The following is a 26,302-nucleotide window of genomic DNA, read 5'->3' as shown; positions in this document are numbered from 1 at the left end:
ATTTTTTTGAAAAAACACATATTTTTCTTGCGAGCAGGGTCCCCTGCGCCCCATGCTGCTTTTCCAAGGTCCCAGATCACGGGCAAGCGGGAGCCGAAACACATGATGAGGTACGGAACGGATCACAACCTGTCAGGCCCGATGCCTGTTCATGCGTCTGCAAGACGTACGGGTCCGTTCTTTGGCGCCATTGATCTTGGCACCAACAACTGCCGCCTCATGATTGCTGCGGGAACGCCTACCGGTTTTCGTGTCGTGGACAGTTTCAACCGCTCCGTCCGTCTTGGAGAGGGCCTGCGTGCCAGTGGGCGGCTTGCCGAAGACTCCATGAAGCGCGCGCTTGATGCCCTGCGGGTCTGTGCGGAGCGCATGAGACAGTGGCCGCTGGTGCATGTTCGTGCGGTTGCGACGGAAGCCTGCCGTCAGGCTGCCAATGGCCGCGAGTTTCTGGCGCGTGTGCAGCACGAGACGGGCCTTACGATCGACATCATCACGGCTCGTGAAGAAGCAGAGCTGGCCCTTGAAAGCTGCTCTCCGCTTTTCCGTCAGCCCGAACACAGGCCTGTGCATGCCGATCGGGGCGTTCTTTTCGATATTGGTGGCGGGTCCACCGAAGTTGCGTGGGTCCGGATCGACCCGGAGCGGCAGACACAGACTCTGATCGGCACCACAAGTGTTCCCGTTGGCGTGATTACGCTTCAGGAAATGTTTGGTGAGGGGCATGGCTCTTCTTATGAGACGATGGTCAGTCACGTTCAGGAATATCTGAAGGGCTTCGAGAACGTGCATCGTATCCGGCGTGAGGTCACGCATGGAAAGACGCGTCTGATCGGCACGTCGGGAACCGTGACGACGTTGGCGGGGGTGGCATTGTCCCTGCCCCGCTACAACCGCGCAGCGATTGATGGACTGACACTTCCGGGCCATAGCATGATGGATGCTATCGGAAGCCTGCGCGGTCTGGATCATGATGAGCTGGCGGAGCATCCCTGCGTTGGTGCCGAGCGCATGAAATTCGTGCTTCCCGGCTGCGCGATCTTCGAAGCAATCCATCGTTTGTGGCCGGTTGAAGACGTCACGATTGCAGACCGGGGGTTGCGCGACGGGATGTTGCTGCGTATGGCCCGCGATCATGGTCAGCGTTCCGGCAAGGGGCGTCATACGACCAGTCGCCATGCCACGCCCCGGTCACGGGGCCCATTCGGGACATATGCCACGATATGAAGCCGCCAAGATCCCGCTCCGGTTCCAGTAAGGATACGGGACCGAAGCGTATCCCGGGCAAGGCTCTGAAAAGTGCCTCCAATCCCGGTGAAAACGACGCCACACGTGATTCAGCAACGTCAAAAACCGCCCGTAACAAGACGGTTTCGCTCAAAACGGCCCGCGGACGCACCACGGCACAGCAGCGCTGGCTGAACCGTCAGCTCAACGATCCCTATGTCGCAGCCGCGCGCAAGCAGGGCTGGCGGTCACGCGCGGCTTTCAAGCTGATCGAGATTGACGATCGCTTCAAGCTGATTGAAGAAGGGACCCGCATTATTGATCTGGGTGCTGCTCCGGGCGGCTGGACGCAGGTCGCAGTCAAGCGGGGCGCCAAGCACGTTGTAGGGCTGGACCTCCTTCCGGTTGATCCTGTTGCCGGTGCCGAGATTATTGAGGGGGATTTTACGGACCCCGATATGCCGGATCGTCTGAAAGAGATGCTGGGCGGTCCGGCCGATCTGGTTATGTCTGACATGGCGCCCAATACGACCGGTCATGCTGCAACCGATCATATGCGGATCATGGGCCTTGCGGAGGGTGCGCTGGATTTTGCGTTTCAGGTTCTGGCCGAAGGCGGCAGCTTCATTGCCAAGGTCTTTCAGGGCGGCTCGGAAAAAGACATGCTGGCGACAATGAAAACCGCATTTGCCAGTGTCCGGCATGTAAAACCCCCGGCGTCTCGCAAAGAATCAAGCGAGCTTTATGTCGTGGCGACGGGTTTCCGTCCCGAACGCCTGACGGCCGCTGCCGATCCAATCTGACGGATACGAGCAGGAAGATGAAAAGGGAGACAGTAGCCTCCCTTTTTATGGCCAGAATTTTTCACCCCGCGAGGGTGCAGAAGTCTGTTCAGATCTGGGGAGGGTTGGCCTGAAGAAATGACGCCATGGCGCGCTGTGCGAGGGCTGCTTCTCTTCCAAGGCGGATCAACCCTCCGATCTGCAACGGATGCCGGACAAGGGACCCGACCAACCCCGGAATATACACGGCGCCGTCCTTCACGCTGGTCTTGACCGCAGGGGGCAGATCCCGCGTGGCGTCGTCGCACACGACCCTGAGGACAGCAAACGGCACGCCGCTCTGCGCAATGAAACCGCTTTCCATATCCACTGCGATGCAGTGCGTTTCAGAAAAATACCGCGTCTTTTCAAAAGCAAATTCTACCAGTGAATCGCTATGCAGGATGCCCCCCCGGCGCGCGCAGGCAGAGCCAAATTTCATGCTCAAAGCGGGATCGGAAGGAATATTCCGGCCTTCATGATAAACATGATCAGCCACGATGACAGTGCCAGGAGGGGCTTCCGGCGACAAACTCCCTGCACATCCGAAGGACAGGAGTTCCGTTGCCCCTGCGCGGAGCAGGCGCTCCACGCCCAGCCGTGCGCCTTCAGGTGTGGCATTGCTCAGGGCCAGAGGAACACCCGGTAGAAAACGCCGGATCACACTGGCTTCCTGTTTCAGGCCTGCGAGGATGCCCAGCATCAGAACCCGAACTCCACCTTGCCGCTGTTGCTCGCGCCGAGGTTACGGTAGCGGGCCAGCGCTGTCAGCGGGAAAAACTGCTTGTAGCCATGATAACGCAGGTAGAAGACCTTCGGGAAACCGACGGCATTATAGGCGTCTTCCTGCCATTCTCCCTTGTCGTCCTGCTGGGACACGAGATACGCCACACCGCGCTTGACGGCTTCGCTCTCGCGGCGCCCGACCGCCATAAGCGCCAGAACGGCCCAGGCTGTCTGGGAGGGGAGGCTCTTGTTGTACATGCCTGCCGTGCCGCCTTCATAGGTCGCACAGTCTTCACCCCAGCCGCCATCAGGACGCTGGACGCTTTCGAGCCAGTTCACGGCGCGCAGAACCATCGGATCGTCATGTGGCACACCGGCGATATTCAGCGCGCACAGAACAGACCAGGTCCCATAGATGTAGTTTGTGCCCCACCGGCCGAACCAGCAGCCTTCCGGTTCCTGTTCGGAGCGCAGATACTCCAGTGCCTTGAGAATGACAGGACGGTCGTCCGGATCGCCGAGCTGGGCCAGAAAGGAAATGCAGCGGGCCGAGACGTCGGCCGTCGGCGGGTCCAGAAGGGCGCCGTGATCCGAGAACGGGATGTGGTTGAGCAGTTCGAGATCGTTGTCGATATCGAACGCACCCCAGCCACCATTGGTGCTCTGCATGCCGATGATCCATTCCCGAGCGCGCGCGATCGCCTCGCGGCTGCCTTCGGGATCAACACGATGCAGCAGCATGCCGACGACGGCGGTATCATCGACGTCAGGGTAGTAGTCGTTCTCGTACTGGAACGCCCAGCCACCGGGGCGCAGGTCAGGTGTGTTGATGGCCCAGTCGCCCTTGACGTTCAGGATCTGGCGCTCCCGAAGCCATTCGGCGCTCTTTTTCAGGGCCGCAAGCGTTTCTTCATGCTTTGTCCCGGCGGGACCGGACGCGGCTTCAATCATCGCAAGGCCGGACAGGCCGGTATCCCAGACGGGCGAGACGCAGGGCTGGCAATAGATTTCATCGCCATGATCCACCAGAAGATCCTGAACGGCCTCCCATGCGGTCATGGCGCGTGGATCGCTATCGGGGACACCCTGCGCGCGGTACATCATCACGACATTCGCCATGGCGGGATAAATGGCACCCAGCCCTCCCCGGCTCAGACGCGGCTCGATGAAGTCGCTGGCGGCTTTCAGGGCTTTTTTATGCACGCTCCGTGGAATGAGTGGCAGAACAGGACGCAGGGCGGAGTCCAGATGCTTGAAAAAGCGCCCCCATACCGAACGGTACGGACCGCGGATCCAGTCCGTGACTTCTGAAGGCGGCTTGACGAAGAGTTCCTGCACATGGATGCCATGCGGATTGATGGCTTTGGGGCGGAGCGCATTGAGAACCAGAAGCGGCGCAATCACGGCCCGCGACCAGTAAGACATGTTCCAGACCGAGAAAAACGCCTTGCGTGGCAGGAGCATGAGCTCAACCGGCATCACGGGCGTTGCTTCCCAGGGGACTTCCCCGAACAGGGCAAGCTGGATCCGCGTGAACACATTCGTCCGCGCCGCGCCGCCGTGGTCGAGAATGGCCTCACGGGCAATCCGCATATGGGGTGCATTGATGTCATCGCCGATTGCCTTGAGGGCGAAATAGGCTTTTACGGTCGCCGAGAGGTCGAAGCCGCCATCATGATAAAGCGGCCATCCGCCATGATCGCCTTGGATGCGGCGCAGATATACGCCGATCTTGGCCTGTTTTTCCGGATCTATCCGGTCGAGATAGTGTTCGAGCAGGACATACTCGGCGGGGATCGTTGCATCCGCTTCGAGTTCGTAGACCCAGTGTCCGTCTGATTTCTGCTTCCCGCCCAGCGCGGTCTGCGCGCCTTCGATGGCATGGTTGATCTCATCGGGTTCGACCGATTGACGGGACAAGGTTTCGCTCACGCGATCCTCCTTTTCCAGAATATCAGAATAGATCAGCATTGTTCGGCTCTTCCGACACAGGCAGTCCTCAAAGTCGGGAGCTGTGTTACAATCATGACAGGATGATCGCTCATCACGATCCCGTGTTCTCTGCAGCGGAACGGAAGCCTAGAGCGGCGACAGCCTGAAGTCCGGACTGGATGGAGCCTTCGATCGTGGAGGGCAGTCCGGTATCCGTCCAGTCTCCGGCCAGCGCCAGATTGACGAGATCGGTTCTCGCTCCCGGACGCAGGAGGTTCTGTTCCGGTGTTGCAGCGAATGTTGCGCGCTTTTCCCACACCAGACGCGAGGGTGGCATGGCGACCGGTAGTGACTGCGACAGGACGGGATCGAGAGCGCGTCGGATTTCCGACCAGATCGTGGCCAGAAGTTCGCTGTTGCTGCGGTCGGCGTAGCGGTTGGCGGCACTGACGGTGACGGACAGGATATCCCCTTTCAGGAAGATCCATTCCGAAATACCACCGACCAGTCCCACAAAGCCTGCCTGCGCAACGACTCCCCGGGCTTCAACTTTTGCCGGAAGACGGAAATGGGCGTTGGCAATGCTCTCAAAAGCATCCGGAGCAGTCAGTCCCGGAAGCAGGGACTGTGCTACAGGTCCCGGAACAGCCATGATGACCTGATCCTCGGGACCGAGCTCAATCCGCCCTTCACCGGTTTCCAGCGCCGTGGCGCGCCCGTTCTGCTGTTCGATGGCGCTGATGCGGACGCCTGTGCGCACATCACCGTGAAAGCGCCTGAGATAGGCTACTGCCGGATCAATCAAGGTTTCGGACAGGCCGACCGCCGGGAACCACGGGCAGCAGGCCATGCCACCTTTGGCGAGAGATTTGCGGATCACGTTGCCGAGCAGTTTCGCACTACCGGTGTGGATGTCCGTATTGAGAACCGAGATGGCAAAGGGGATTAGCAGCCGGCGACTGAGTTGCCCGGAACTGAGGCAGGTGTCCACGGTCGTCCTGTCACCCGCACGCAAAAAGCGTCCCAAAGCGGTGAGTTCGGACAGTTTCATGCCCGGAACACGCCGCCCACCCGGAAGAGCCCAGAAGGGGAGCTTTCCTTTCGACAGGCGCAGCGTCCAGGCGAGGCTGTCTTCCAGATCGTAATACGGAAAGATTGGCAGTCCCGGACCGGTCAGGGTGTGGCGTGCGCCGATGATGTCCAGATAGCGGAACGTCAGGTCGTTCGACGACAGGATCAGGTGGTTGCCGTTATCAATGCGGGCATCAAGGGAACGGTCGTGAAAGGAACGCGCCCGACCGCCGCAGGCCGGCCCTGATTCGTAAACGGTGACGCGGGCCTGTGCCGCGAGTTCGATTGCGGCGGAGAGGCCTGCCAGACCACCGCCGATGATGTGGACGTGGCTCATGGGTTACTTCACATACGCTGCGAGGGTACGAAGCTGTCTCAAAGGTTTGGAGACTTTCGGGGCGATGTCCGGTGTTTTCCAGCCGCGCTTTTGCAGGGCCGACAGGATGGGCGCGTAGGACGCGGCCATCATGCGTGCCGGGCGCATTGCGGTGCTGTCGCACAGTTGCATGGCCTTCCGCGCTTCCCGGAAATGGTCCCGTGCACGTTGGGCAAGGATGCGCCCCACCTGATCCAGACCGTGAGCGTAAAGCGCTTCGTGCGGATTTTTCGGGACATCGAACCGGGTCAGGAGTTCGGACGGGAGATACAGCCTGTTCCGGCCTGCATCTTCGGCGATATCGCGCAGAATATTGGTGAGCTGAAGGGCGCGTCCCAGATGATAGGCAACACGCCGGGCATTGTCTGACGAATCTCCGAACACACAGACGGACAGGCGTCCGACAGCCGATGCCACGCGGTCGCAATATAGATCCAGCGTCGCTTCGTCCGGTGCCACGATCGGTGCCCCACAATCCATCGCCATTCCGTCGATGACGTCATGGAAATCTTGAGGCTGAAGCTGGTAACGGTGGATCGCCACGATCAGCACCCGATCCAGTGCATCTGTCGCCAAGCCTTCATAGAGGCCGTCAACACGGCGATGCCAGTCCTGAAGGGCGGCCATGGGGTCTACAACGCCTGCATCGCCATCGGCGATGTCGTCTACCTGACGACAGAAGGCATAGACTGCGAACATCGCCTGACGACGGTCTGCCGGGAGAATGCGCATCCCCCGGGCAAAGGATGTCCCCGAAGCGGTGACGATCCGTTCGACATGATCCAGATCGGCCTGCGCGCAGGGAAGACCTGAAGAAGCGCGCATCCTGCTGAAAACCATGTCTGTCCCCTGTCTCGTTTCAGAAGATCAGGGTTCTAGCCCCAAATTCCATCAACACAAAGATGACCTGAACGGAAAGGACTGCCCTGCGTTAAGGTGATGCCAAAAGGCAACACCCCAAAAGGAGTCTTGCGCCATGCGTTTCCCTTTCCTGAAAAGCTTCGTCCTTCTTGCCGGAGTGCTCGCTGGAGGCGGATTTTCCATGTCCATCGCTGCCGCCCAGACATCGTCGCCCACAACGGCAAGCGGGCACGCCGACCACCTTCTGGCTGACGATCATTCCTGGAATGGCACGCCCTATGAGCATTATCCGACGACGCGTCCGATGCTCAGCATGATCCGGCTGACCATTCCCGCGCATTCCGCCCTTCCCTGGCATGTTCATCCATATCCTAATGCGGGGTATGTGCTGGAGGGAACGCTCACGATCGAGGATCGGCAGAGTGGCAAAAAGCGGACGTTCCATCAGGGCGAAGCCTTTGCGGAATCGGTCAATGATGTTCACCGTGGCGTAACGGGTGACAGCCAGACGGTCCTTCTGTTGACCTATGCCGGCTCTCCCGGAAAGCCGACGTCCATTCCCCTGCCCGGCCAGCAGAAAGAATACTGAAAATATCTTCCGGCGTGCTTTGACAGGGAAAACGTTTCGGAACTAACATGTTCCGGCCCTAGTCTGGAGTATGGCCCCTAATGACCAGTCCCCTCTCTCCCGCCGCCCGCAGCGACCTTCTTGCCCGGGGATATTCCCGGCGCAGCTTCGGGCGCATTGCCACGCTTCTGGCCGCAGGCGCGACCGTAAAGGCCCTGACAGGCTCTGCCCGCGCGGACATTCTTCCGTCCGGGGTCAATTTCGAGGGCGTCACGCGTCTTGGCAGTAATGAATGCTGGACGGGTCCCTTCCCGGAAGCCGCGCAGGCTGGTGCATCCTCGGTTTTCCAGAGTAACCGCTACGATCCGACCGGTCATATGCGTGATGATCTCATCAAGGCGGCTTCGGATGTCGAAGGGATTCCCCAGACCCATGTCATGACATGGTGTGGCTCGTCCGATCCGCTGGCACGTGCCATCGTCACGTACTGCTCCCCCACCCGCGGGCTTGTGACGGCGGACCCAAGCTATGAAGCCGGATGGGTCGCTGCGGACTGGCTGAAAATCCCTCTGGCACGCGTCCCGCTGTCCGCAAAGAACGGGTACAAGACGGATGTCCGCGCCATGCTGGCCGCTGATCCCAATGCGGGCGTCTACTATATCTGCTCTCCCAACAATCCGACCGGTACGCTGACGCCGCTGCGCGATATTGCGTGGCTGGTCGAGAACAAGCCCAAGGGTTCGGTTGTGCTGGTGGATGAGGCTTACATCCATTTCTCGAATGCCCCGAGCGCGGTTGAACTGGTTGCAAAGAACAAGGACGTTGTTGTCCTCAGGACGTTCTCAAAAATGTTTGCCATGGCGGGAATGCGTCTTGGCCTGACATTTGCCCGACCTGACCTGCATGAGAGCATGATGCGTTATGATGGCAAAAGTGCCACCGCGATGCTGCCGGTCCCGGCCATGGCCTGCGGCACGATGAGCCTGACCATGAAATCGGCCATTGCAGCCCGCCGGGAAGAAATGATTGCCGCCCGCAACATGACGTTCCAGCACCTGCGCAAGCGCGGCATCCACTTCATCCCCTCCGATGCGAACATGTTCATCATCGACTGGAAGAAGCCGGCCGCGCCCATCAAGGATGCCTTCCTGAAGCAGAATGTCCTGATCGGGCGCTCATGGCCCGTCTGGCCGAATGCTTCGCGGATTACGGTCGGCTCCATGGATGAAATGAAGACCTTCTGTACCGTACTGGACCAGATTTATACCTGATCCGCTTCGAAAAGCCCTGCCGTGACTGTTCAGCCGACGGCAGGGAAATAGCGCAGGGCCCGGAACAGGGCTTTTGCACCATCCGCTTTCGTCAGGGCGACACGTTCCAGCAACGGGTCCTGACGGCGCAGACGCGCCGTTAGAATGTGGCACAGTTCCACAATGACTGCAGATTCCAGCCGCATCCGCCGATCCCGGACGAGTAGCGGCAGGATCCTGGCGTTTCTGTTGAGGACATCCACACCGTCCAGCATCCGGTTGAATACGCGACGGATGCCCGGTTTGCTGCGGACCAGACGCAGATCATCCAGACAGACGCCTTCTTCTTCCAGCCATGGTAGCGGGACATAGCACCGGTCCAGATCTTTCAGGTCCCCGGCGACATCCTGAAGATGATTGATGACCTGCAGTGCAGAGCAGAGTGCATCGGATGGTGCGAGTGTTTCCTCCGCCTCGCCATGCAGCAGGAGCAGAAACCGCCCTACAGGGTTGGCGGAATATCTGCAGTAATGCAGCAGTTCGTCCCAGCTTTTGTAACGGTTCTTTTCGGCATCCATGCAGAAGGCTTCGAGAAGATCCGTCGCCGTTTCCAGAGGGACACCGGTCTGGAGCAGAACGTCGCGAAGTTTGACCGCTGTCTGCGCGTCTGCGCGCTGAGGAGCTGTGATTTCCCCACGGATAACGGCTGCCATACCCCGAAGCCGCGCAATTTTTTCGGGCGGCGTCAGTTCGGTCGTGTCCACCATGTCATCCGCAACACGCGCGAAGTTATAATAGGTGTGAACGTAAGGCCGCAGACGCGGGGCGATCAGAAATGAACCAACGGGAAAATTTTCGTCGGATTTGCCTTTGGTGGAGGTGACGTCTTTCGTCCCCCAGATGTTGTCTGTCACGATGTTTCATCCGTGTAGGAACGATTTTTCCAGCGCACACCAACACCACGATGATGGTCGATGGCCGAGCCGATGGTTGCTGCCATGTAGAAGGCCGCAACAAGCGGAAGGGGAATAGCACGCCACAACGGCAGGCCAAAGCGGCGAAGCGTGGGCACGAATGTCAGGCACGATACGAGATAGGTCAGAAGTCCGATCCGCCGTTCCCGCCCCTTGCCAAACAGTGCCAGCCCGATGGGAAGCAGCCAGATCATCGCCAGACCAACGATCGTCGCAAGGAGTAGAGCCGGAGAATATCGCAGCTGCACATAGGCCGTGCGGGCAATCATATGCCAGACATCCTTCATGCCGCGATACGGCCTGACGGACCATGCCAGCGCACTGTGTCCCAGATAGAGCCGCCCTCCCGATCGCTTGATATGAGCGGCCAGAGTACAGTCATCAATCAGTGCGCCACGGAGTGCCTTGATGCCTCCAATCCGTTCCAGCGCCCGGCGACGCAGGAGAATGGTTCCTCCAGCAGCCCCCGCAATACGGGAACGTTCGCTGGCAATGCGCGAAAACGGATAAAGCATGGCAAAGAAATAGACGAAAGCGGGAACAAGAAAGCGCTCCGCACTGCTTTCGCAGTTCAGCGCTACCATTTCCGAGACAAGATCCAGATCGTCTTCGCGCGCCTTGGCCACCAGAGAGGCGAGATGCTCTGGCGCATGCATGATATCGGCATCGGTCAGGAGGACATACCCATAAGGGCCAATCCGCGTCAGCGCCTCCTGTTCTCCCTGGTGGACGGCCCAGAGCTTGCCGCTCCATCCCGCAGGGCGCTTGGCGCCCGTTATGACCGTCAGCCGCCCGTGCGGATCAGGCAATGCGCGGGCGATGTCGCCCGTGTCATCCGTGCTCTCGTCATCAATGAGGATAACGGACACCTTGCCGTCATAGTCCTGTTCCAGAAGAGACGTCAGGCAGGCTCCGATGGACTCGGCCTCGTCCCGTGCAGGAATGACGATCGCAACATCCGGGGCGGCAGCCGGCATGGGCTTAGGGTCGAGAATAGGGCCTTTCTGCCAGAAACTCCCATGGAACAGCGAAAGATAGACCCAGGCTCCCAGACTGGTCAGTGCGGTTCCAAACAGCATTATTTCATCCGTCCATGCTGACGGAACCAGACGATCGCATCTGTCACGGCATCGCGGGCCGGGCGTGGGGTGTATCCGAGTTCCCGCCTGGCCTTGTCGGACGAGAAGAACATCAGCTTTTTGGACATGGCGAGCGTTTCGCGCGTGACCCGCGGTTCAATGCCGAACCCGCGTGCCAGCCATTCGGACACAAGGGCTACGGGATAGAGCCAGGACTGCTTGAGTTTGATTGCTGGTGGCTTCACCCCGGCAATCTGACTGACCATGCGGAAAAGATCCCCCAGCATGATGTTTTCGCCGCCAAGGATATATTTCTCGCCGATCCTGCCCCGTTCCAGAGCCAGAGCATGTCCTTCCGCGACGTCATCGACATGCACGATGTTCAAACCCGTCTCGACATAGGCCGGCATGTTTCCGCTGGCGCAGTCGAGAACCATCTGCCCTGTGGGTGTCGGCTTGATATCCCGCGGGCCGACGGGGGTGGAAGGATTGACGATGATCGCGGGTAGGTTTTTTTCCCGAACGAGCCGCAGAACTTCCTGTTCCGCGCGATATTTTGAGAGTTTGTAGATCCCGATAACCTGACTTTCCGAAACCGGCGTGTTTTCGTCAGCTGATTCGCCGTTCTTGCCCAGGCCAAGTGCCGCCACCGACGAGCAATAGATGATTTTTTCCACCCCGGCCTCAAGGGCGGCAAGCATCAGATTGCGTGTGCCCTCCACATTCGCCTTCATCATGCTTTCCGGATCAGGAACCCAGAGTCGGTAATCGGCAGCAACGTGGAAAAGGGTTTTGACGTTCTTCAGTGCCGGAGCGAGCGTCTGCGGATCGGAGAGGTCTCCTACGGCAATTTCCGCATCAAGCTCCGCAATATTTGAACGGTCTGATGTCGGGCGGACGAAAAGTCTCAGGCGGTGTCCGCGTTCTTCAAGGACGCGGGCGACGGCAGAGCCGACAAACCCCGTAGCCCCCGTCACGAGTGTGACATCGTTCATGGTGGCAGTGTCTCCTTGGGTTATCAGCTGATGGTTGCAATTTATGACAGCATAATCCTCCCGGCTTTTCGGGGAAAGCGTCTGCGAGGGTGGAATATTAACGATACCTGCGATAGATCGTGTGCAAACGGCATGTGACGAAGACGTTGAAAAAAACTCTCCCTGTTCTCCTTTCCCTTCTCGGGGTGGCCCTGTTCACCTTCATTGCGGCCAGAGCCGGTATCCATCCTGTCATGGAAGCGCTCTCCAAAGTCGGGCTTGGTGGCTTTCTGCTTCTGGCGGCCTGCCAGCTTGTAGTGGACGTCGGGCTCGGGATCGCCTGGCACGCTGCGGTCCCCATTCTGGGCGTCAAGCGCCTGATGGGCGCGCGTCTTGTCCGGGACAGCGCCGGAGCGTGCCTGCCCTTCTCCCAGCTTGGCGGGATGGTGATTGGTGTTCGCGCAACGATGGCGGGCATTGATCCCAAGACGGAGCAGGGCGAAAATCTTCACTGGCCCGAAGCCGTGGCGGCCAATCTCGTGGATATCACGACGGAAGTGCTCGGACAGATCGCCTTCGTGCTGATCGCCCTGCTCTGCCTTATCGGTCATCACGACGCAGCCAGATTTGTCTGGCCGCTCGTTGGCGGGATGGCGCTGCTCAGCCTCGGAATTGCCGGTTTCATCTGGACGCAGCAGCGTGGCGGCGCGACGGTCCGCAAGGTCGCCACATTCCTGGGGCGGCATATCGCTGCGGAGTGGCGTGACTCACTCATCGGAAATACCGAGGCTTTTCAGTCTCGTCTGGAAGGACTCTGGAGCCGCCCTGACCGAATTTCTCTGGGTGCGCTCTGTCATCTGGTATGCTGGACAGGCAGTGCTGCCATGACGTGGCTGGGACTTCAGCTCCTTGGCGCACATGTCGGATTTTTCTCGTCTGTCGCCATTGAGGGTGTGGTTTGCGGCATCATGTCGGCAGGGTTTCTGGTCCCGGGGGCGCTGGGCGTTCAGGAAGCCGCTTATGTCGCACTTGGCATGATTTTCGGTGTCGATGCGGAAGTGTCGCTCAGCCTTTCGCTGCTGCGACGCGGTCGGGATATTCTGATCGGTATTCCGGTTCTGTTGATCTGGCAGGTCGTTGAGATGCGGCGTCTTCGTCATGAACGCCCGAAGGCAAGACCGGAAAACGAACCGACCTCGCCCTCTCTTCGCAAAAAGGTCATTGCGCCAGCCGTGACCGCTCTTGCAGGAAACATCAAGAAAGAGACGGCCTCCCGGGATGGTAAAACGTCAGAAGACAGCTCTTTCGCCACAGCGCCACGCGTTTTATGACGCCGCTTTTCAAATCCCTTTGCGTCGTTGGTCCGGGACTGATTGGCTCTTCCGTCCTTCGTCGCGCCAAGGAGACTGGCACGATTGCCGGAACCCTGATCGCAGCGGATACGAGTCCGCGTGTTCTCGAACGGGTGCGTGAGCTTGATATTGCCGATGTCATAACGTCTGACCCAGCCGTTGCGGCACAGGCAGACTGCGTCATGATCTGTGTTCCCGTCGGTGCGGTTGAAGACGTCGCGCGGCAGGTGTTGCCTTATATGAAGCCCGGAAGCATCCTCACGGATGTAGCTTCAGTGCGGGGGCAACTCGGACCAACGATTCACGCGATACTGCCCGAAGGTATATCCTATATTCCGGGCCACCCTATGGCTGGGACAGAGCATTCCGGGCCGGACGCCGGTTTTTCAACCCTGTTTGAAGACCGATGGGCGCTGCTTGTGCCACCTGAAGGCTCCGATCCGGAAGCGATCGCAAAAATCGAGGCCCTCTGGAACCTGTGTGGCGCCCGGACGAAAACCCTGTCTGACGAACAACACGATCAGATCTGCGCCATGGTGAGCCATCTTCCGCATCTTCTGGCCTTCACGATCTGTGATACCGCTGACAACCTGTCTGACGAAATCCGCGCGGCCGTGCTGGACTATGCCGCGTCGGGGTTTCGTGATTTTACACGGATTGCCGCGTCAGACCCGGTCATGTGGCGGGATATTTTCCTCGCCAATCGCGAGGCGCTTCTTGGTACGCTGGACAGGTTTATGGCCGATACGCAGGCCATGGCGGATGCAATCCGCAACGGCGATGAGGCGGCCATAACCGGCAGGATTGAACGTGGGCGCGCCATCCGCCGAACCCTGATTGAAAACCGTCAAGCCTGAGATTATTCAGGGATGAGCCTGCTGCCGGGCGTATGTCCGACAGCAGGTTGTTACATCAGGCCGTGACAACACGCAGGGTGTTGGTGCTGCCGGAATGGCCATAAGGCAGACCGGCGAGAACCAGAACCCGGTCTCCGGCCTTGCAGAAGTTCAGGCTCCGTGCGAGCTCCGCGGCTGGTCCGGCCAGATCCTCAATGCCATGAGCTGTCTGTTCCCGATCCACAACATGCGGGAATGTCCCCCATACGATGCAGAGGCGACGCGCGACGTCCAGTTCGGGGGTCAGGGCAATGATCGGGCAATGCGGCCGCTCACGCGCCATGCGCATTGCTCCGCCGCCGCCACGGGTATGGGATGCAATCACACCGGCATGGAGTGTGCGGCTGACCTGCCAGGCGGCCTGAACGATCGCGCACTGGACGGTCTCGTCCGGTGTGGGACGCAGACGGTCCATGCGGATCCGCCATTCATGATCCTGCTCGACCCGCTCGGCGATCCGCACCATCATTGACACGGCTTCGAGCGGATATTTGCCAGCGGCACTTTCCGCAGACAGCATGACCGCATCCGCACCGTCATAAACGGCATTGGAGACGTCAGAGACTTCGGCGCGTGTCGGGGTCGGGCTTTCGATCATGCTCTCGAGCATCTGCGTCGCCACGATCACCGGACGGCACTGTCTGCGGGCTTCAGCAATTGCGCGCTTCTGGGCAACCGGGACTTCCTCGGGCAGAAGTTCGACGCCGAGATCACCGCGCGCCACCATAAGCGCATCTGAAAGATGTACGATGGCTTCAAGGTTATCCATCGCCTGAGGCTTTTCGAGCTTGGTAACGATCGCTGCGCGGCCGTTCGCAATATCGCGTGCTTCCTGAACGTCTTCCGGGCGCTGCACAAAGGAGAGAGCCACGAAATCGACACCAAGCGACAGAGCGAAATCGAAGTCGCGGCGGTCTTTTTCGGTGAGCGCCGGAATGGGGAGTGTCACGTCGGGGACATTGACGCCCTTGCGCTCGGACAGTTTGCCGCCGACCACCACGACCGTTTCGAGAAAGCCGTCTCCGACCGTCACGACACGCAGTTTGAGCTTGCCGTCATCCAGCAGAAGGTGGCTTCCCGGCTCCGCGGCGGAAATAATTTCCGGATGCGGCAGGCAGACCCGCGAAATCGTGCCCGGCGTACGGTCCAGATCCAGCCGGAACGGCTTGCCTTCCTCCAGGATCACTGGGCCATTTTCAAACACGCCAACGCGTAGTTTGGGGCCCTGAAGATCCGCAAGGATTGCCAGCGGATGCCCGACCTTCTGCTCGGCGGCCCGGATAGCGGCATGACGCTCGCCATGATCTTCATGGGCGCCATGGGAGAAATTGAGCCGGAAGACATTCACACCGGCCTGCGCCAGAGAAAGGATCATCTCGGGGGACGATGAAGCCGGCCCCAGTGTAGCGACGATCCGCGTGCGGCGGTGATGGGAACTCGATGTCATATACGGCGTCCTCGATCGAAAAAATCAGTTTGGTTGAATCGTCTCGCCCGGGAGCAGGCCCCAGAAAAGACGGCGTGGCAGCCAGCCGTCGTAGCCCTTCACGCTGACATGGCACCATTGGGAGTTCTGCGGGCACAACTTGATGTTGCCCACCGTTCCCTGCTCCAGAACCGCGACCACGGTGCTATCTTCTTCCGGATGGCTCATAAGAAGCACATCATTTTTGTGTGCCCTCGCCTCGTCCTGTGTTGCGACACGGGCAAGGATCCGTGCATCGGCCTTGCCGATATGGTCGCCTTCCTGTGCGCTCGCCTCGCCGGTCTGGGCTTTCACACCTTCGGGAGGGAGGCCTGGGATCACGAATGTGCGGCTTCCATACAGCGTTGCCTGATGGACCCAGCCTTTCTGGCCGTCGGAGTCCTCCACAAGGCGCCAGACATCGAACTCCCGTTCGATCTGCACCGGAAGGCCGCGCCGATGATAGACCCAGTCGATCGGATAACGGTCTCCGGGCCCACGACGCATATAGACCTTGTCAGCCCGGAGCGCGGCGTAGCGCGGCAGGGGCAGGCCTGTATTGCTGCCTTTGTCCGTGTTTTCGGGCCCAGGAGGAACAGCCGGGGTCGCCGCCTGATCCGCAGCTGCTGCCGTGGAAGCCGCCGCTCCTGCGGCAGCGGCACCAGCGGCCACAGGAGCGGCATGTTTCAGTGCCGCATGATGGGCCGCCTTGTGTCGCGGGGCCGAAGATGACGGCTTTGCTACGTCGGCCTTGTGGTGCTTTTTCGCAGAGGCGTGTTTGTCCGCAGGCTTTGCTGCGCTCTCTGCGTGCTTTTTGTGGTGATGCGCCGCCTGCGCGCCGGGAGCAGCGAGCAGGATCGTACCGGCCATAAGCGCGCAAAGAACAGTGGACGGGCCTGTGGAGGAACGCGGAAGGAAGACTGACATTCTCATGAGCGCATCCCTGCCAAGGGCCGACGGTTTGGGCAAGTCATCAAAACGGGAAAGACATCCTGAACCCGTAATCTTTAAGGAAAACTTACAGCGCAAGGAGCGGATTGTCTCCCGCCAGTTCAAGAAAGCTGACAATTCCTCTTACTTCCACCCCCGCCAGAAGATCTTTCGCAGTCAGTCCGGCCATTATGAGGCCGGTTTCACAGGCCATAACGGTCGCGCCAAAGCCGAGCACCGCCTCCCGGAGTTCGCCGAACCCTGCAATCCCCTTGGCCTCAAGCACGTTATCGGCAATGGTGCCCTGAAGTCCTGAGCAATCCGTCGTCAGGGCCAGAACGCTGCGGCCGCCCGCGAAAAGCGTGACATGACGACCCAGCGAAAGCGCACCTGCCGCGACAATCATCGCGTAATGAGCACGCTGCCACGAATCATCCGCCAGCGTCAGAAACATGGGGCGGCTCATGCTTTCACATTATCCTCAGGATGTGCGAGGCAATGGGGATCGCGATTGAGCGTAAAACCGTTCATCGTTCCTGACAGTGCGTCCCACATCCTCACCCGCGTTTCGTCACATCCTTCAAGGCCCATGATTTCGCGCATGACCTCGACCGCCATCAAACTGCCCACAACTCCCGTGGCGGCGCCCAGCACACCGGACATTCCACAATCCGGCGCAGCTGTCTGTTCGGCGTCGGGGAACAGACAGCGATAACAGGGACCACCCTTCTGAGGCCTGAATACGGCGAGTTGGCCTGAAAACCCCTGTACAGCCCCCGAAACCAGAGAGCGCCTGTGTCTGACGCAGGCATCGGAAACCGCAAGCCGAGTGGGGAAATTGTCGGTTCCGTCACAGACGAGATCATATTGCGGGACGAGGTCATCCAGCGTCGCTTCCGTCGCACGCACCGGGTAGGAACTGATTTTGACCAACGGATTGAGCGCCCTCAGGTGTCGGGCTGCTGCCTCGACCTTGAACAACCCAAGATCATCCGTCCCATAAAGAACCTGCCGCTGCAGGTTGCTCAGTTCCAGATGGTCATGGTCCATAATCCCGATATGTCCAATGCCCGAAGCGGCAAGCTGCTGAAGCAACGGGGCTCCGAGGCCGCCTGCACCGACCACGAGCACGGAGGCCTGTCGAAGCCGTGCCTGTCCTGTCGCGCCAACCTGCGGCAGCAGGATGTGGCGGGAATACCGTTCCAGTTCCTGGTCGGAAAAATTCATGTCCATGCAATGATGATAATTGCTGACTTTCACTCTTGAAAGACGTTAGCGTCATTATCGTCCGTCACCGCGCAGGTTGTGCCCGCGGGACCCGAGACAGGGGAATATCATGAGAAAAGGATTTCGCAGCGCCATGCCTCGTGCATGGCAGGGGTTGGGCGTTACGGCCGGTGCCGTTCTGGCCGCCTATGCCGTGTCCCCTTATCTTGCCCTGTGGGATATCGACCGGGCCCTGCACGGAAACAATGCGTCGCGTCTGGCGCCGCATGTGGACTGGTCGTCGCTAAGCCACTGTCTGAAGGAACAGTTCACACCAGCTGTTCCTGCCGATGATGACCTGCCTGGCTTCGGCAGTTCCTTTGCCGGGCAGGTTGTATCCAATGCGATTGATACCCGTCTGACACCCGCGACGCTGATGACAACAGCCCATCAGGTGATGCCGCATGAGGCGTCGACCTCAGGCTGGCTCGGGACGTGGCATGCCGTGCATGCCCATTTCGTAAGCCCCGGAAAATTCGAGGCCAGCCTCGATCAGCCGGGGCAGACACCTTTCGTCCTGCATATGAAATTCGAGCACTGGGGCTGGAAGATCACACGATTCGAAATGCCGGCCCCGGCGCACGCGGCCTGAAAATTCAGGCCGCCGGAAGATCTTCTTCCAGAACCGTGATGTGAATGGCGTAGGAAACTTCGCCCTCGTCTTCATCGCGATGAACCGTTCCGATAACTTCTCCGGACACGGCCAGTTCAACGCTCATGCCCTTGCGGCTCGGCTTGTTGACAGTCAGTTTCGGAGAGCCCAGCAGGCGCTGGAGCGTGGTCTGGAGGCGTGTCACCTCGGATAGGGTCATATCGGCCATTGGTGGCATTCCTGTGCTGCAAGGGAACTGCCCTGTAACCCATCGACACGCACAAAGGAACCCGCCTCCTCTATCCCCGTTAGGGATGCTGTTGTAGAAACCGGGCACTTCACATGTGATTGTGACCTGTTCGTCATGAATCGTTCAGGGTCCGCAGTCTGCTCCCCCTTACGCGCAAAGGAGACATGATGCGCCCGGTTTTCCTTCGAATGATCGTTGCCCTGACCTCCACTGCCGCCCTTTCGGGATGTGGGTATTTTGATTCCCGGAACGCCCACAAGGCGCAGTATGAGATGATCGGGATGACCAGCTACGACCTTCAGTCCTGCGCGGGTATTCCGGCCAGCACGAAGAAGCTGAACGATACGACCGAACTCTGGCAGTATGACGGAAGCATGGCGCTGCCGACCATGCCTGCTGATTCGGGATTTATTCCTGTCCAGTCCGCAATCAGCATTTACCAGTCTGCTCTGGGCGGCGGCGGGACGACCTGCCGGATGCTGGTCCGCGTGGATCATGACCGGGTTTCGGAAGTCCATTATACCGGCAATGACGATGAATATATCGGAACGGACGGCATCTGCTCCATCATCACGCGAGGCTGTGCCCGCCAGCGTGAATCGACGATGCGCCGTGTGAATGCAGGGCCGTTCGGGCCTGTGTCGGCTTTCCATCCGCCGCGTACCCCACCCCAGAGCGGTACGGCCACCTATTCCGATCAGTCTGGAAAATACGTCCCCAAATTCAGCAAGGACGACACTCAGCCGGTTATCCAGCCGGTCAAGTGAGCCAGAAAAGGGGCCGGGACAGTCTTTGTCCCGGCCCTTTTTTTGTTCAGGAGTTTATCAGACGCTTCATTCTCTGAACGGCTGGCCCCAGGCCGTCAAAAATGGCCTGTCCGATCAGAAAATGGCCGATATTGAGCTCGGCAACGCCCTTCAGGGCCGCAATTGCTTCGACGTTGTCATAAGTCAGCCCATGTCCGGCATGAAGCTCCAGTCCGCAGGCGACAGCCGTCTCTGCGGCCTTCCGCAGACGCTCCAGCTCGTGCCCGCCGCCCAGTGCATAAGTTCCCGTATGAAGCTCGACGACGGGCGCTCCTAGTACTGCTGCCGTCTCGATCTGTCGCGTATCGGGATCAATGAACAGGGAAACCCGTATCCCGGCTTCTTTAAGTCGGACAATGCGGGGCGTCAGGGCTTCACGCTGTCCGACGACATCAAGCCCACCTTCGGTTGTGACTTCCTGTCGGCTTTCCGGAACCAGACAGCACGCATGAGGACGAAGCTCACAGGCGATCCGGACCATTTCGTCTGTCGCAGCCATCTCGAAGTTCAGCGGTGCGGATAGTGCTCTCAGGCGCGGCATGTCGGCGTCACGGATGTGGCGACGGTCCTCCCGCAGATGTGCCGTGATCCCATCTGCGCCTGACGCAATGGCCAGTTCTGCCGCCGCGACTGGATCGGGAAACGTACCGCCTCGTGCGTTTCGCAATGTCGCGACGTGATCAATATTCACACCAAGCCGGATCATGATTTTTTTCCTTCCCGATAAGCACTCATCCCGTCCGCCAGACGGATGGCGGCCAGAAGACTTGAGGCGTCGGCGCGGCACGTCTCCGTCACGGCGCCTGCGATATCGAATGCCGTGCCGTGATCGGGCGATGTGCGGATAAGAGGCAGTCCCAGTGTCACATTTACGCCCTGCGCCATATCGAGCGTTTTGAGCGGGATAAGCGCCTGATCGTGGTACATGCAGATGGCGACATCATAGGTTGGCCGTGCCGTGTCGCTGAACATCGTATCGGGCGGGAACGGCCCCAGACAGTCGATCCCCCGCGCGCGAAGTTTCTCGATCGCAGGCCGGATGATCGTAATTTCTTCTTCTCCCATCAACCCCTGTTCACCGGCATGAGGGTTGAGGCCCGCAATCGCCAGACGCGGAGTCACAATCCCGAAATCACGCTTCAGGGCTGCGTTTGCGGTCTCCGCTACGCTTACGATGCGATCGGTCGTCAGCGTTTCCAGAGCCTTTCGCAGCGAAACATGCACCGTGACCGGCACGACCCTGAGCTGGGGCGAGACCAGCATCATGATCTCCTCCCCCGGCATGTCGCACAGAGCTGCCAGAAACTCCGTATGTCCCGGATATGGAAAGCCTGCCGCTGCAAGAACATGTTTGGCGATCGGGTTGGTCACGACGCCGTCCGCCCGGCCTGCAAGCGCGTATTCAACGGCCAGACGAATACTGCTGATCGTCGCCGTGGCATTGCACGGGTCAGGCTTCCCCGGAATCACGGCTGCATCACACAGGACCGGCAAAACGGGCAGGCTGACGGCGAAAACCGCGTCCGCTTCTTCCGGCGTTTCGATGCGGGTAACGGGCACCGCAGCCTCAACCAGACGCGGATCGCCCAACCAGAAGAACGTCCCCTCCCTTGAATGCCTGAGGCTGCGCCAGGCTTCCGCCGTAAGCTGGGGACCAATGCCCGCAGGGTCGCCCAGTGTCAGTGCGAGTGGTCTGGAAGGGCGCATCATCAGCCTGCTTCAGCGAGCGCGGCCAGAACCCGAACCCAGGAGCGGATCCCCTTGTGAAAAGAGTCCAGCCCGTACTGTTCGTTTGGGGAATGGATCCGGTCGTCATTCTGGGCAAAGCCGATCATGAGAGCATCCAGCCCCAGAGCATCCCGCACTTCTCCGGCCACGGGGATGGAGCCACCCGATCCGACCATGGCGGCCGGAACGCCCCATTCATCCGTCAGGGCCTGAAGGGCCGGGCTCAGAAACCGGCTATCACGGGAGACTTCAAAACCCGGAGATCCGCCATGCGCCGTAAAGGTCACGTGTGCGTCTGCAGGCAGGGCTGCACGGATGTGGGCGCGGAATGCTTCGCGGATGCGATCCGGGTCCTGCCCCGGAACCAGACGGAACGAAACCTTTGCCATAGCCTTGGCAGGCAGGACGGTCTTGAACCCCTCGCCTTCATAACCGCCCGAAATTCCATTAATCTCGCAGCTGGGGCGGCACCATGTCTGCTCGATGGCGCTGTAGTTTTTCTCGCCCGCTGCAACCGACAGGCCTGCTTCCTCTAGCAGGGAGCTGTCGCCAGGAAAGAGCCTGCTCCACTGCGCACGAGTTGCGGGGGCAGGATCCTGAATGCCGTCATAGAACCCTGCAAGCGTCACACCGCCATCCGCGTTCCGCAGTGTAGCGAGAGCCTGACACAGAACGGCAATCGGGTTGGCCGCAGCGTTGCCATACAGACCGGAATGCAGATCATGGCTGGCGCACTGGATGACCACTTCATCCGCCATCATGCCGCGCAGGGACGTGGTGATCCCCGGTGTTTTCCGGTCGGCCATGGAGGTATCGCAGACAAGTGCGACGTCCGCTTTCAGCTCTGCGGCGTTTTCCTTGAGGAACGGGAGCAGGTTTGCACCGCCACATTCTTCCTCGCCTTCCAGCAGGACGCTCACCCGGACCGGAAGCGACCCCGTGACCTGTTTCCATGCCCGGCACGCCTCAAGGAAGGTCATGACCTGACCTTTGTCATCGCTTGCACCACGGGCAACGATCACCTGGCGGCCGGAAGGTTCCTTGACCAGACGAGGCTCGAAGGGAGGCGCAGTCCAGAGCGATTCCGGATCTGTCGGCTGAACATCATAGTGACCATAGAACAGGACATGCGGGAGGCTGTCATCCGCTGCCGATCGCTGATCGTGCCCGACAACCATTGGATGACCGGGAACTGACCACTGAACATCCCGAACATCCGCTTTCATGCCCAGCTGTTCGAGTTCGCGTTGCATCCAGTTTGCAGCCTTGCGGCAATCGGCGGCATGTGAGGGCTGAGTGGAAATGCTCGGGATACGCAGGATCTCGAAAAGACGTGAGACCGATGCATCCAGATTGGTGTCGACATTCTGAAGAACGGCATCAAGTTTCTCGGAATAGGCAGTCATCGTGTTATCCATGTTCAGGCTGGTAGATTTCCATGAAGTCGGGCGGCAGCGTCGTGTCTTCAGATGTTGCCCGCAGTTAGTCGACGTGGCTGTAGCCGGATCGGGGCCGGAGCAAAAGCTGTCTGAACTTCAGGGACTTTCTGCGGACGCAGGGGGGCGGTTGACGGTATCAGGGGCGTAGTGCCTGCCGCGACCGAAAGAACGTCTTTCAGATCCTCGTAGAAGCTCGAATGGGCGGCATCTGCGTCCATTACGGATTGCGCCTGTCGGCTTATCGTATTCCACAGACCCACGTCCGTATACAGCCGGATGACGGCCTTGGCGAAGCGGTCGGGGTCACAAAATCCGCCTGACAGGCATGTTTGGCCGTCTTCCCATCCCAGTGTATGGCAGACGCTCTCCGAAAGGACTGAAGGCAACCCGGCAGCGGCGGCATCCAGAACTTCCCGTGGGGCGGCTGCCAGCACGCGCGCGGGCTCCACGAGAATACGACGGGATCTGTAGAGCGCCGTCAGATCGGCTTCTTCGGGAAAGGCTTCCAGCCGACGATATCTTGTAAAGGCTGAAAGGTCGATCTGCTCGGACCGGTACCCTGCCAGGAGAACGGTGGCCTCCGGCGGAAGGTCACGGTCCAGTTTTGAAAGGACATCATGAATAAAGAAATGCAGACCGTCATGAACTGCATCGCCGCTTGTATGGACCGGAAGGGCCAGAAGGATGCCCGAGCGTTCTTCAAAGGACGGAGAGAGCATTGACGAAATTGGGGGGTGCCCAATGACGCGTATACTGGTCAGGCCGAGGGCTTCCAGATCCGCTTTCTCTTCCTCGTTTCCGACAACGACAGCCTGTGTCAGCCAGACCTGATCGGTATCCAGTTCCAGATCGTCCAGAAACAGGTCGCGGTCATTGAGAGCGCCGACGCGCCTGCGCAGATGCCTCTCTCTGGCAGGGCCTGCGTGAATATCCGCCACAATTCCGAGTTTTGGTAATGAACGGGAATGCTGTTGCAGGACCGGGGCTGCCTGCTGGAGTGTCTGCACCCCGCCGATCCAGACAGCATCGAAACAGTCCGCGCGGTCTCGCAGAAAGCCCGGAAGTTCGGACAGGTCGCAGTCATCCATCAGTTCAATTTCAGGCGGAAAGTCCAAAGCCGTTGCCACACCGTCGTGAAGTGTGCCGTCCAGCGGAAAGACGGTTACCCGATATCCGAGCCGGCTGAGGCCGATCATCATATCCCGATGACGCAGACCAGGTGTTCCCAATACGGGATGAGGCAATTGCTGGCACAGGAACAGGATCCCTGACGTTCCAAATGCCGAGCGTGCCCGCATGAGGCTGGTTCCGGGCAGTGGCTGTCTGGAGAGTAACCCGGAAAAGCGGCGTTTCAGCCAGGATTCATTGCGCGCGCGCAAGTCCGCCGCGATTGCGGGTTCAGGCGGCGATCTGTCGATCACATCCGGATCGTAAAGGATTTTCCCACCTGCCTGTCGCAGGGAGAGACAGATCGCCAGCATCTCCGCTTCCGGGCCGATACCTCCCAGAGTGAGGTGATTATGGGTCCGCAAAGCAGACCGTCGGCAGAACAGAAGGCCGCCGGTAAAACCGTCTACCCACCGTCGGAAGGCAATTTCAGGCTCGTTGGCCCGCATACCAATCCCGAAAGGCGTAAAGCCCGCATTTCTCCAGATGACGCTTCCAGCCTCCCGGACCCGTCCATCCAGCCCCAGGGACTGTCCGCCTACCGCCCAGACCTGTGGGTCTGCAAAGGCTTCAAGCGCGATCTTCAGGGCTCCGGGGAAAGGCTGGACACCGGCGGAAACCAGCAGGACGATCTCCGCCCGGGCAAGTTCAAGACCAAGCCCCCTCTGTTCAGCGTGAGTGGTACGGTAAGGAGGGCGGACGATGTGGACCCCGCGCACAAATCTTTCGATCTGTGCGGTTTCGTCCGTAGAGCCGGCATCGACCAGAATGACCTGAAGATTGCGGTCATTATTCGCATGGAGTGCCGCAAGAGTAGAGAGTGTTTCCTGAAACTGGTTTGAAACAGTCAGGATAACTGTGATGTCCGGCGCCGTGACCGGTTGAAAATCCAGTGGTGCACGGACCAGCGATGGAATGAGGGTCTGAGCCCGCTGAAGATCAAGTAACTGGTACTGTTCTTCCGATGCCTCCAGCGCTTCGTCCGGCGTGGGGCTCCCTTGAGACTGGACCCAGAGGGCAAAAATGTCCGGGATATGAGGCTGGCGCAACAGGCGCTGTATTCCGCTCTGCCTCAGGAAGCCCGCGAGATCGACCCCCGCCTGCGGCTGACGTTTTTCTGAAATTCCGAACCGGATAAAGTGTTCGTAACCGTTTCGGAGTCTCCCTTGGGTCACAACTTCGCCAACATCGGGATAATGTTCGGCATAGAAAGCTTCACTGAACCACGGATTGGGATCGAAGGCTGTCGGGTTTCCATTCGTCAGGTAATGATGGAGTGGGCTCTGGTAGCGGTTGTTCTTCAGATCTTCGATTACGTCCGGATAACGGCTCAGATACCATTGCGGGTCAAAATACCATGAGCTGCGTCGACGCCCGGCAGACGAAAACCTGATGAACTGGACGAAATCCCCAATTGCGAAATCATAGTGCTGCCGCTCGGTCATGCTGGCGGCACGGAAAACTTCGGGATCAAAAAACGCGTGGGATTTGCGGTGCTCCTGATCGCCTATCGCAAGGTAATGATCGTAACCGTTACAGAACCCCTGTGACTTAAGAATATGCGGACTCAGATCCGGATTGCAGCTGAAGTAGTTCTCTTCAGAAAACAGCCAGTGTGGAGAGCGGCTCCGAAACCCACTTTCGCAATAATGAAGGAAACCGCTGTCAAAAATCCCCAGACGGATCCCTTCACGGACGTCCGGGTTCTGGCGGAGATACCATTCTTCATCGAAGAACCGGTTGGGAGAAAATCCAGCTCTGGCACCATACTGTTTCCAGTGACGCTCCAGCCCGTCGTCGCTCAGATCTAACTCTGACGCATCCGCTCCGTCCCTGGCCTCCTGCCGCAGCCGCTGTCCATAGCGCGTCCGATACCATTCTGGGTCAAATGCAGCCCAGAGCGGGGGGCGGTCTCCAGCAAAAGCCGGGGATTCAAGAATATGATCTTTCATTGACGCTGAACCCTCTGGAGTCACCCGCTGAACGCCGTTATCCCACCTTTATCGCTGCTGGGCGCGCCGGCTCTGCCAGAGCGAATGAAAATCTATGGGCTGGATGTTCGGTGAGGGAAATCCAGCCTCGCGGATCGTATTCAGCAGAACGCTTCGGGCGGGAGGGAACAGGAAACGCGGTGCCTCAACCAGCAGCAGGGGCTCGATCGCATCCTGCGGAATGCGTCCCGTCAGGCCGAACAGACCCGCGTAAGCCAGACTGATTTCGTAAAGTACTCTGGAGGTAGGTGCGTCCTGTGTCGGCGCATTCTCGAAACCCTGCGCCCGAATGACCAGGCTGACTTCAAATGTCGGCTGATCTCCAAGCTGGCGTCCCGTGACATCCACCGTCATGCCGATATGGGGCTGGGACGGAAGGTCGCGGTAGACATCCGGGGTGTTCTGGACATCAATGGTCAGAGTGCGAAGATACTGCGATCCAACAATCAGGGATGAGGAAGAAGGCAGGGAATCCGATACATCAAGGCTAGCCGGACTGCCCGTCACGGTATCGGTGTATGTCTGATCCATTGGCTTGCATCCTCATGCGGTCATCACCTGCTT

General features: G+C 59.4%; 25 protein-coding genes. 8 read left to right on the top strand and 17 right to left on the bottom strand.

Annotation, left to right across the window (positions count from 1 at the left end):
- Positions 1-102 precede the first annotated feature (102 nt).
- Complete coding sequence (locus tag HK22_RS03320; protein ID WP_086648347.1) at positions 103-1,224, top strand: Ppx/GppA phosphatase family protein; 1,122 nt, start codon at positions 103-105, stop codon at positions 1,222-1,224.
- The gene (locus tag HK22_RS03315) at positions 1,221-2,027 is read left to right on the top strand and encodes an RlmE family RNA methyltransferase (RefSeq protein ID WP_062031974.1); all 807 of its coding nucleotides are present in this window, start codon (positions 1,221-1,223) and stop codon (positions 2,025-2,027) included. The genes HK22_RS03320 and HK22_RS03315 overlap by 4 nt, the downstream gene beginning before the upstream one ends.
- Positions 2,028-2,115: 88 nt before the next feature.
- Here the strand turns inward: HK22_RS03315 and HK22_RS03310 are convergent, their stop codons facing one another.
- From HK22_RS03310 to hpnD, 4 genes are all read right to left on the bottom strand, one after another.
- Positions 2,116-2,748: a hypothetical protein gene (locus HK22_RS03310; protein WP_086648346.1), complete on the bottom strand. Its 633-nt coding sequence runs from the start codon at positions 2,746-2,748 to the stop codon at positions 2,116-2,118.
- Positions 2,748-4,742: a squalene--hopene cyclase gene (gene shc / locus HK22_RS03305; RefSeq protein ID WP_086648345.1), complete on the bottom strand. Its 1,995-nt coding sequence runs from the start codon at positions 4,740-4,742 to the stop codon at positions 2,748-2,750. The genes HK22_RS03310 and shc overlap by 1 nt, the downstream gene beginning before the upstream one ends.
- A gap of 73 nt (positions 4,743-4,815) precedes the next feature.
- A complete protein-coding gene (hpnE, locus tag HK22_RS03300) occupies positions 4,816-6,111 on the bottom strand; it encodes a hydroxysqualene dehydroxylase HpnE (protein WP_086648344.1) in 1,296 nt (431 codons plus the stop codon).
- A gap of 3 nt (positions 6,112-6,114) precedes the next feature.
- A complete protein-coding gene (hpnD, locus tag HK22_RS03295) occupies positions 6,115-6,990 on the bottom strand; it encodes a presqualene diphosphate synthase HpnD (RefSeq protein ID WP_086648343.1) in 876 nt (291 codons plus the stop codon).
- A gap of 202 nt (positions 6,991-7,192) precedes the next feature.
- Between hpnD and HK22_RS03290 the strand changes: the two genes are divergently transcribed.
- Entirely contained in the window at positions 7,193-7,600 is a 408-nt protein-coding gene (locus tag HK22_RS03290) for a cupin domain-containing protein (RefSeq protein ID WP_231865408.1), read from the top strand.
- Between the two features lie 80 nt (positions 7,601-7,680).
- Positions 7,681-8,850: a pyridoxal phosphate-dependent aminotransferase gene (locus HK22_RS03285; protein ID WP_086648342.1), complete on the top strand. Its 1,170-nt coding sequence runs from the start codon at positions 7,681-7,683 to the stop codon at positions 8,848-8,850.
- A 29-nt stretch (positions 8,851-8,879) separates the two neighbouring features.
- Here the strand turns inward: HK22_RS03285 and hpnC are convergent, their stop codons facing one another.
- The 3 genes from hpnC to hpnA are packed head-to-tail and all read right to left on the bottom strand — an operon-like array spanning position 8,880 to position 11,877.
- Positions 8,880-9,743 (bottom strand): squalene synthase HpnC, encoded by an 864-nt coding sequence (gene hpnC / locus HK22_RS03280; RefSeq protein WP_086648341.1) that lies wholly within the window; start codon positions 9,741-9,743, stop codon positions 8,880-8,882.
- The gene (locus HK22_RS03275; RefSeq protein ID WP_086648340.1) at positions 9,740-10,882 is read right to left on the bottom strand and encodes a glycosyltransferase; all 1,143 of its coding nucleotides are present in this window, start codon (positions 10,880-10,882) and stop codon (positions 9,740-9,742) included. Before HK22_RS03275 ends, hpnC begins: the two co-directional genes overlap by 4 nt.
- Positions 10,882-11,877: a hopanoid-associated sugar epimerase gene (gene hpnA, locus HK22_RS03270; protein WP_062031948.1), complete on the bottom strand. Its 996-nt coding sequence runs from the start codon at positions 11,875-11,877 to the stop codon at positions 10,882-10,884. The genes HK22_RS03275 and hpnA overlap by 1 nt, the downstream gene beginning before the upstream one ends.
- A 134-nt stretch (positions 11,878-12,011) precedes the next feature.
- Here hpnA and HK22_RS03265 point away from each other — a divergent pair, with 134 nt between their 5' ends.
- Positions 12,012-13,187, top strand: coding sequence for an HpnL family protein (locus HK22_RS03265; protein ID WP_062108000.1), 1,176 nt, complete (start codon positions 12,012-12,014; stop codon positions 13,185-13,187).
- Positions 13,184-14,065 (top strand): prephenate dehydrogenase/arogenate dehydrogenase family protein, encoded by an 882-nt coding sequence (locus HK22_RS03260; protein ID WP_086648339.1) that lies wholly within the window; start codon positions 13,184-13,186, stop codon positions 14,063-14,065. Before HK22_RS03265 ends, HK22_RS03260 begins: the two co-directional genes overlap by 4 nt.
- 55 nt (positions 14,066-14,120) lie before the next feature.
- On the opposite strand, the gene pyk is transcribed toward HK22_RS03260, so the two are convergent.
- From pyk to HK22_RS03240, 4 genes are all read right to left on the bottom strand, one after another.
- The gene (gene pyk, locus HK22_RS03255; RefSeq protein WP_086648338.1) at positions 14,121-15,551 is read right to left on the bottom strand and encodes a pyruvate kinase; all 1,431 of its coding nucleotides are present in this window, start codon (positions 15,549-15,551) and stop codon (positions 14,121-14,123) included.
- A 24-nt stretch (positions 15,552-15,575) separates the two neighbouring features.
- Complete coding sequence (locus HK22_RS03250; RefSeq protein ID WP_198945472.1) at positions 15,576-16,502, bottom strand: SH3 domain-containing protein; 927 nt, start codon at positions 16,500-16,502, stop codon at positions 15,576-15,578.
- Between the two features lie 85 nt (positions 16,503-16,587).
- Positions 16,588-16,965, bottom strand: coding sequence for a DsrE family protein (locus HK22_RS03245; RefSeq protein WP_062107867.1), 378 nt, complete (start codon positions 16,963-16,965; stop codon positions 16,588-16,590).
- A complete protein-coding gene (locus HK22_RS03240; RefSeq protein ID WP_086648336.1) occupies positions 16,962-17,732 on the bottom strand; it encodes a HesA/MoeB/ThiF family protein in 771 nt (256 codons plus the stop codon). Before HK22_RS03240 ends, HK22_RS03245 begins: the two co-directional genes overlap by 4 nt.
- A gap of 103 nt (positions 17,733-17,835) precedes the next feature.
- Here HK22_RS03240 and HK22_RS03235 point away from each other — a divergent pair, with 103 nt between their 5' ends.
- On the top strand, positions 17,836-18,357 hold the full coding sequence (locus HK22_RS03235; protein WP_086648335.1) for a DUF2939 domain-containing protein: 522 nt from the start codon (positions 17,836-17,838) through the stop codon (positions 18,355-18,357).
- A 4-nt stretch (positions 18,358-18,361) separates the two neighbouring features.
- Here HK22_RS03235 and HK22_RS03230 read toward each other — a convergent pair whose 3' ends face one another.
- Positions 18,362-18,586, bottom strand: coding sequence for a DUF3126 family protein (locus tag HK22_RS03230; protein WP_062107861.1), 225 nt, complete (start codon positions 18,584-18,586; stop codon positions 18,362-18,364).
- A 188-nt stretch (positions 18,587-18,774) separates the two neighbouring features.
- Here HK22_RS03230 and HK22_RS03225 point away from each other — a divergent pair, with 188 nt between their 5' ends.
- Entirely contained in the window at positions 18,775-19,374 is a 600-nt protein-coding gene (locus HK22_RS03225) for a hypothetical protein (protein ID WP_062031915.1), read from the top strand.
- 46 nt (positions 19,375-19,420) lie between these two features.
- Here the strand turns inward: HK22_RS03225 and HK22_RS03220 are convergent, their stop codons facing one another.
- The 5 genes from HK22_RS03220 to HK22_RS03200 are packed head-to-tail and all read right to left on the bottom strand — an operon-like array spanning position 19,421 to position 26,269.
- Positions 19,421-20,119, bottom strand: a complete 699-nt coding sequence (locus HK22_RS03220) for a pyridoxine 5'-phosphate synthase (RefSeq protein WP_086648334.1) — start codon at positions 20,117-20,119, stop codon at positions 19,421-19,423.
- On the bottom strand, positions 20,116-21,120 hold the full coding sequence (gene pdxA / locus HK22_RS03215) for a 4-hydroxythreonine-4-phosphate dehydrogenase PdxA (RefSeq protein ID WP_369827201.1): 1,005 nt from the start codon (positions 21,118-21,120) through the stop codon (positions 20,116-20,118). The genes HK22_RS03220 and pdxA overlap by 4 nt, the downstream gene beginning before the upstream one ends.
- Before the next feature lie 2 nt (positions 21,121-21,122).
- Positions 21,123-22,547 (bottom strand): M20/M25/M40 family metallo-hydrolase, encoded by a 1,425-nt coding sequence (locus HK22_RS03210; protein ID WP_233142361.1) that lies wholly within the window; start codon positions 22,545-22,547, stop codon positions 21,123-21,125.
- 59 nt (positions 22,548-22,606) lie between these two features.
- Positions 22,607-25,699, bottom strand: coding sequence for a glycosyltransferase (locus tag HK22_RS03205; RefSeq protein ID WP_086648331.1), 3,093 nt, complete (start codon positions 25,697-25,699; stop codon positions 22,607-22,609).
- Positions 25,700-25,747: 48 nt separating this feature from the next.
- A complete protein-coding gene (locus HK22_RS03200; protein WP_062031901.1) occupies positions 25,748-26,269 on the bottom strand; it encodes a protein-export chaperone SecB in 522 nt (173 codons plus the stop codon).
- Positions 26,270-26,302: the final 33 nt, after the last annotated feature.

Source organism: Gluconobacter sp. DsW_056 (genome assembly GCF_002153595.1).
In the GTDB taxonomy this organism is placed as follows: Bacteria; Pseudomonadota; Alphaproteobacteria; order Acetobacterales; family Acetobacteraceae; genus Gluconobacter; species Gluconobacter albidus.
Note: the sequence above shows the minus strand (reverse complement) of the source record. Positions and strands in the feature narration are given on the sequence as shown.

Bases quoted from the DNA above. Each gene is read 5' to 3' on its own strand.
- HK22_RS03320 (WP_086648347.1), top strand. From the start codon at position 103: ATGATGAGGTACGGAACGGATCACAACCTGTCAGGCCCGATGCCTGTT.
- HK22_RS03315 (WP_062031974.1), top strand. From the start codon at position 1,221: ATGAAGCCGCCAAGATCCCGCTCCGGTTCCAGTAAGGATACGGGACCG.
- HK22_RS03310 (WP_086648346.1), bottom strand. From the start codon at position 2,748: ATGCTGGGCATCCTCGCAGGCCTGAAACAGGAAGCCAGTGTGATCCGG.
- shc (WP_086648345.1), bottom strand. From the start codon at position 4,742: ATGCTGATCTATTCTGATATTCTGGAAAAGGAGGATCGCGTGAGCGAA.
- hpnE (WP_086648344.1), bottom strand. From the start codon at position 6,111: ATGAGCCACGTCCACATCATCGGCGGTGGTCTGGCAGGCCTCTCCGCC.
- hpnD (WP_086648343.1), bottom strand. From the start codon at position 6,990: ATGGTTTTCAGCAGGATGCGCGCTTCTTCAGGTCTTCCCTGCGCGCAG.
- HK22_RS03290 (WP_231865408.1), top strand. From the start codon at position 7,193: ATGTCCATCGCTGCCGCCCAGACATCGTCGCCCACAACGGCAAGCGGG.
- HK22_RS03285 (WP_086648342.1), top strand. From the start codon at position 7,681: ATGACCAGTCCCCTCTCTCCCGCCGCCCGCAGCGACCTTCTTGCCCGG.
- HK22_RS03275 (WP_086648340.1), bottom strand. From the start codon at position 10,882: ATGCTGTTTGGAACCGCACTGACCAGTCTGGGAGCCTGGGTCTATCTT.
- hpnA (WP_062031948.1), bottom strand. From the start codon at position 11,877: ATGAACGATGTCACACTCGTGACGGGGGCTACGGGGTTTGTCGGCTCT.
- HK22_RS03260 (WP_086648339.1), top strand. From the start codon at position 13,184: ATGACGCCGCTTTTCAAATCCCTTTGCGTCGTTGGTCCGGGACTGATT.
- pyk (WP_086648338.1), bottom strand. From the start codon at position 15,551: ATGACATCGAGTTCCCATCACCGCCGCACGCGGATCGTCGCTACACTG.
- HK22_RS03250 (WP_198945472.1), bottom strand. From the start codon at position 16,502: ATGAGAATGTCAGTCTTCCTTCCGCGTTCCTCCACAGGCCCGTCCACT.
- HK22_RS03245 (WP_062107867.1), bottom strand. From the start codon at position 16,965: ATGAGCCGCCCCATGTTTCTGACGCTGGCGGATGATTCGTGGCAGCGT.
- HK22_RS03240 (WP_086648336.1), bottom strand. From the start codon at position 17,732: ATGGACATGAATTTTTCCGACCAGGAACTGGAACGGTATTCCCGCCAC.
- HK22_RS03235 (WP_086648335.1), top strand. From the start codon at position 17,836: ATGAGAAAAGGATTTCGCAGCGCCATGCCTCGTGCATGGCAGGGGTTG.
- HK22_RS03230 (WP_062107861.1), bottom strand. From the start codon at position 18,586: ATGGCCGATATGACCCTATCCGAGGTGACACGCCTCCAGACCACGCTC.
- HK22_RS03225 (WP_062031915.1), top strand. From the start codon at position 18,775: ATGCGCCCGGTTTTCCTTCGAATGATCGTTGCCCTGACCTCCACTGCC.
- HK22_RS03220 (WP_086648334.1), bottom strand. From the start codon at position 20,119: ATGATCCGGCTTGGTGTGAATATTGATCACGTCGCGACATTGCGAAAC.
- pdxA (WP_369827201.1), bottom strand. From the start codon at position 21,120: ATGCGCCCTTCCAGACCACTCGCACTGACACTGGGCGACCCTGCGGGC.
- HK22_RS03210 (WP_233142361.1), bottom strand. From the start codon at position 22,547: ATGACTGCCTATTCCGAGAAACTTGATGCCGTTCTTCAGAATGTCGAC.
- HK22_RS03205 (WP_086648331.1), bottom strand. From the start codon at position 25,699: ATGAAAGATCATATTCTTGAATCCCCGGCTTTTGCTGGAGACCGCCCC.
- HK22_RS03200 (WP_062031901.1), bottom strand. From the start codon at position 26,269: ATGGATCAGACATACACCGATACCGTGACGGGCAGTCCGGCTAGCCTT.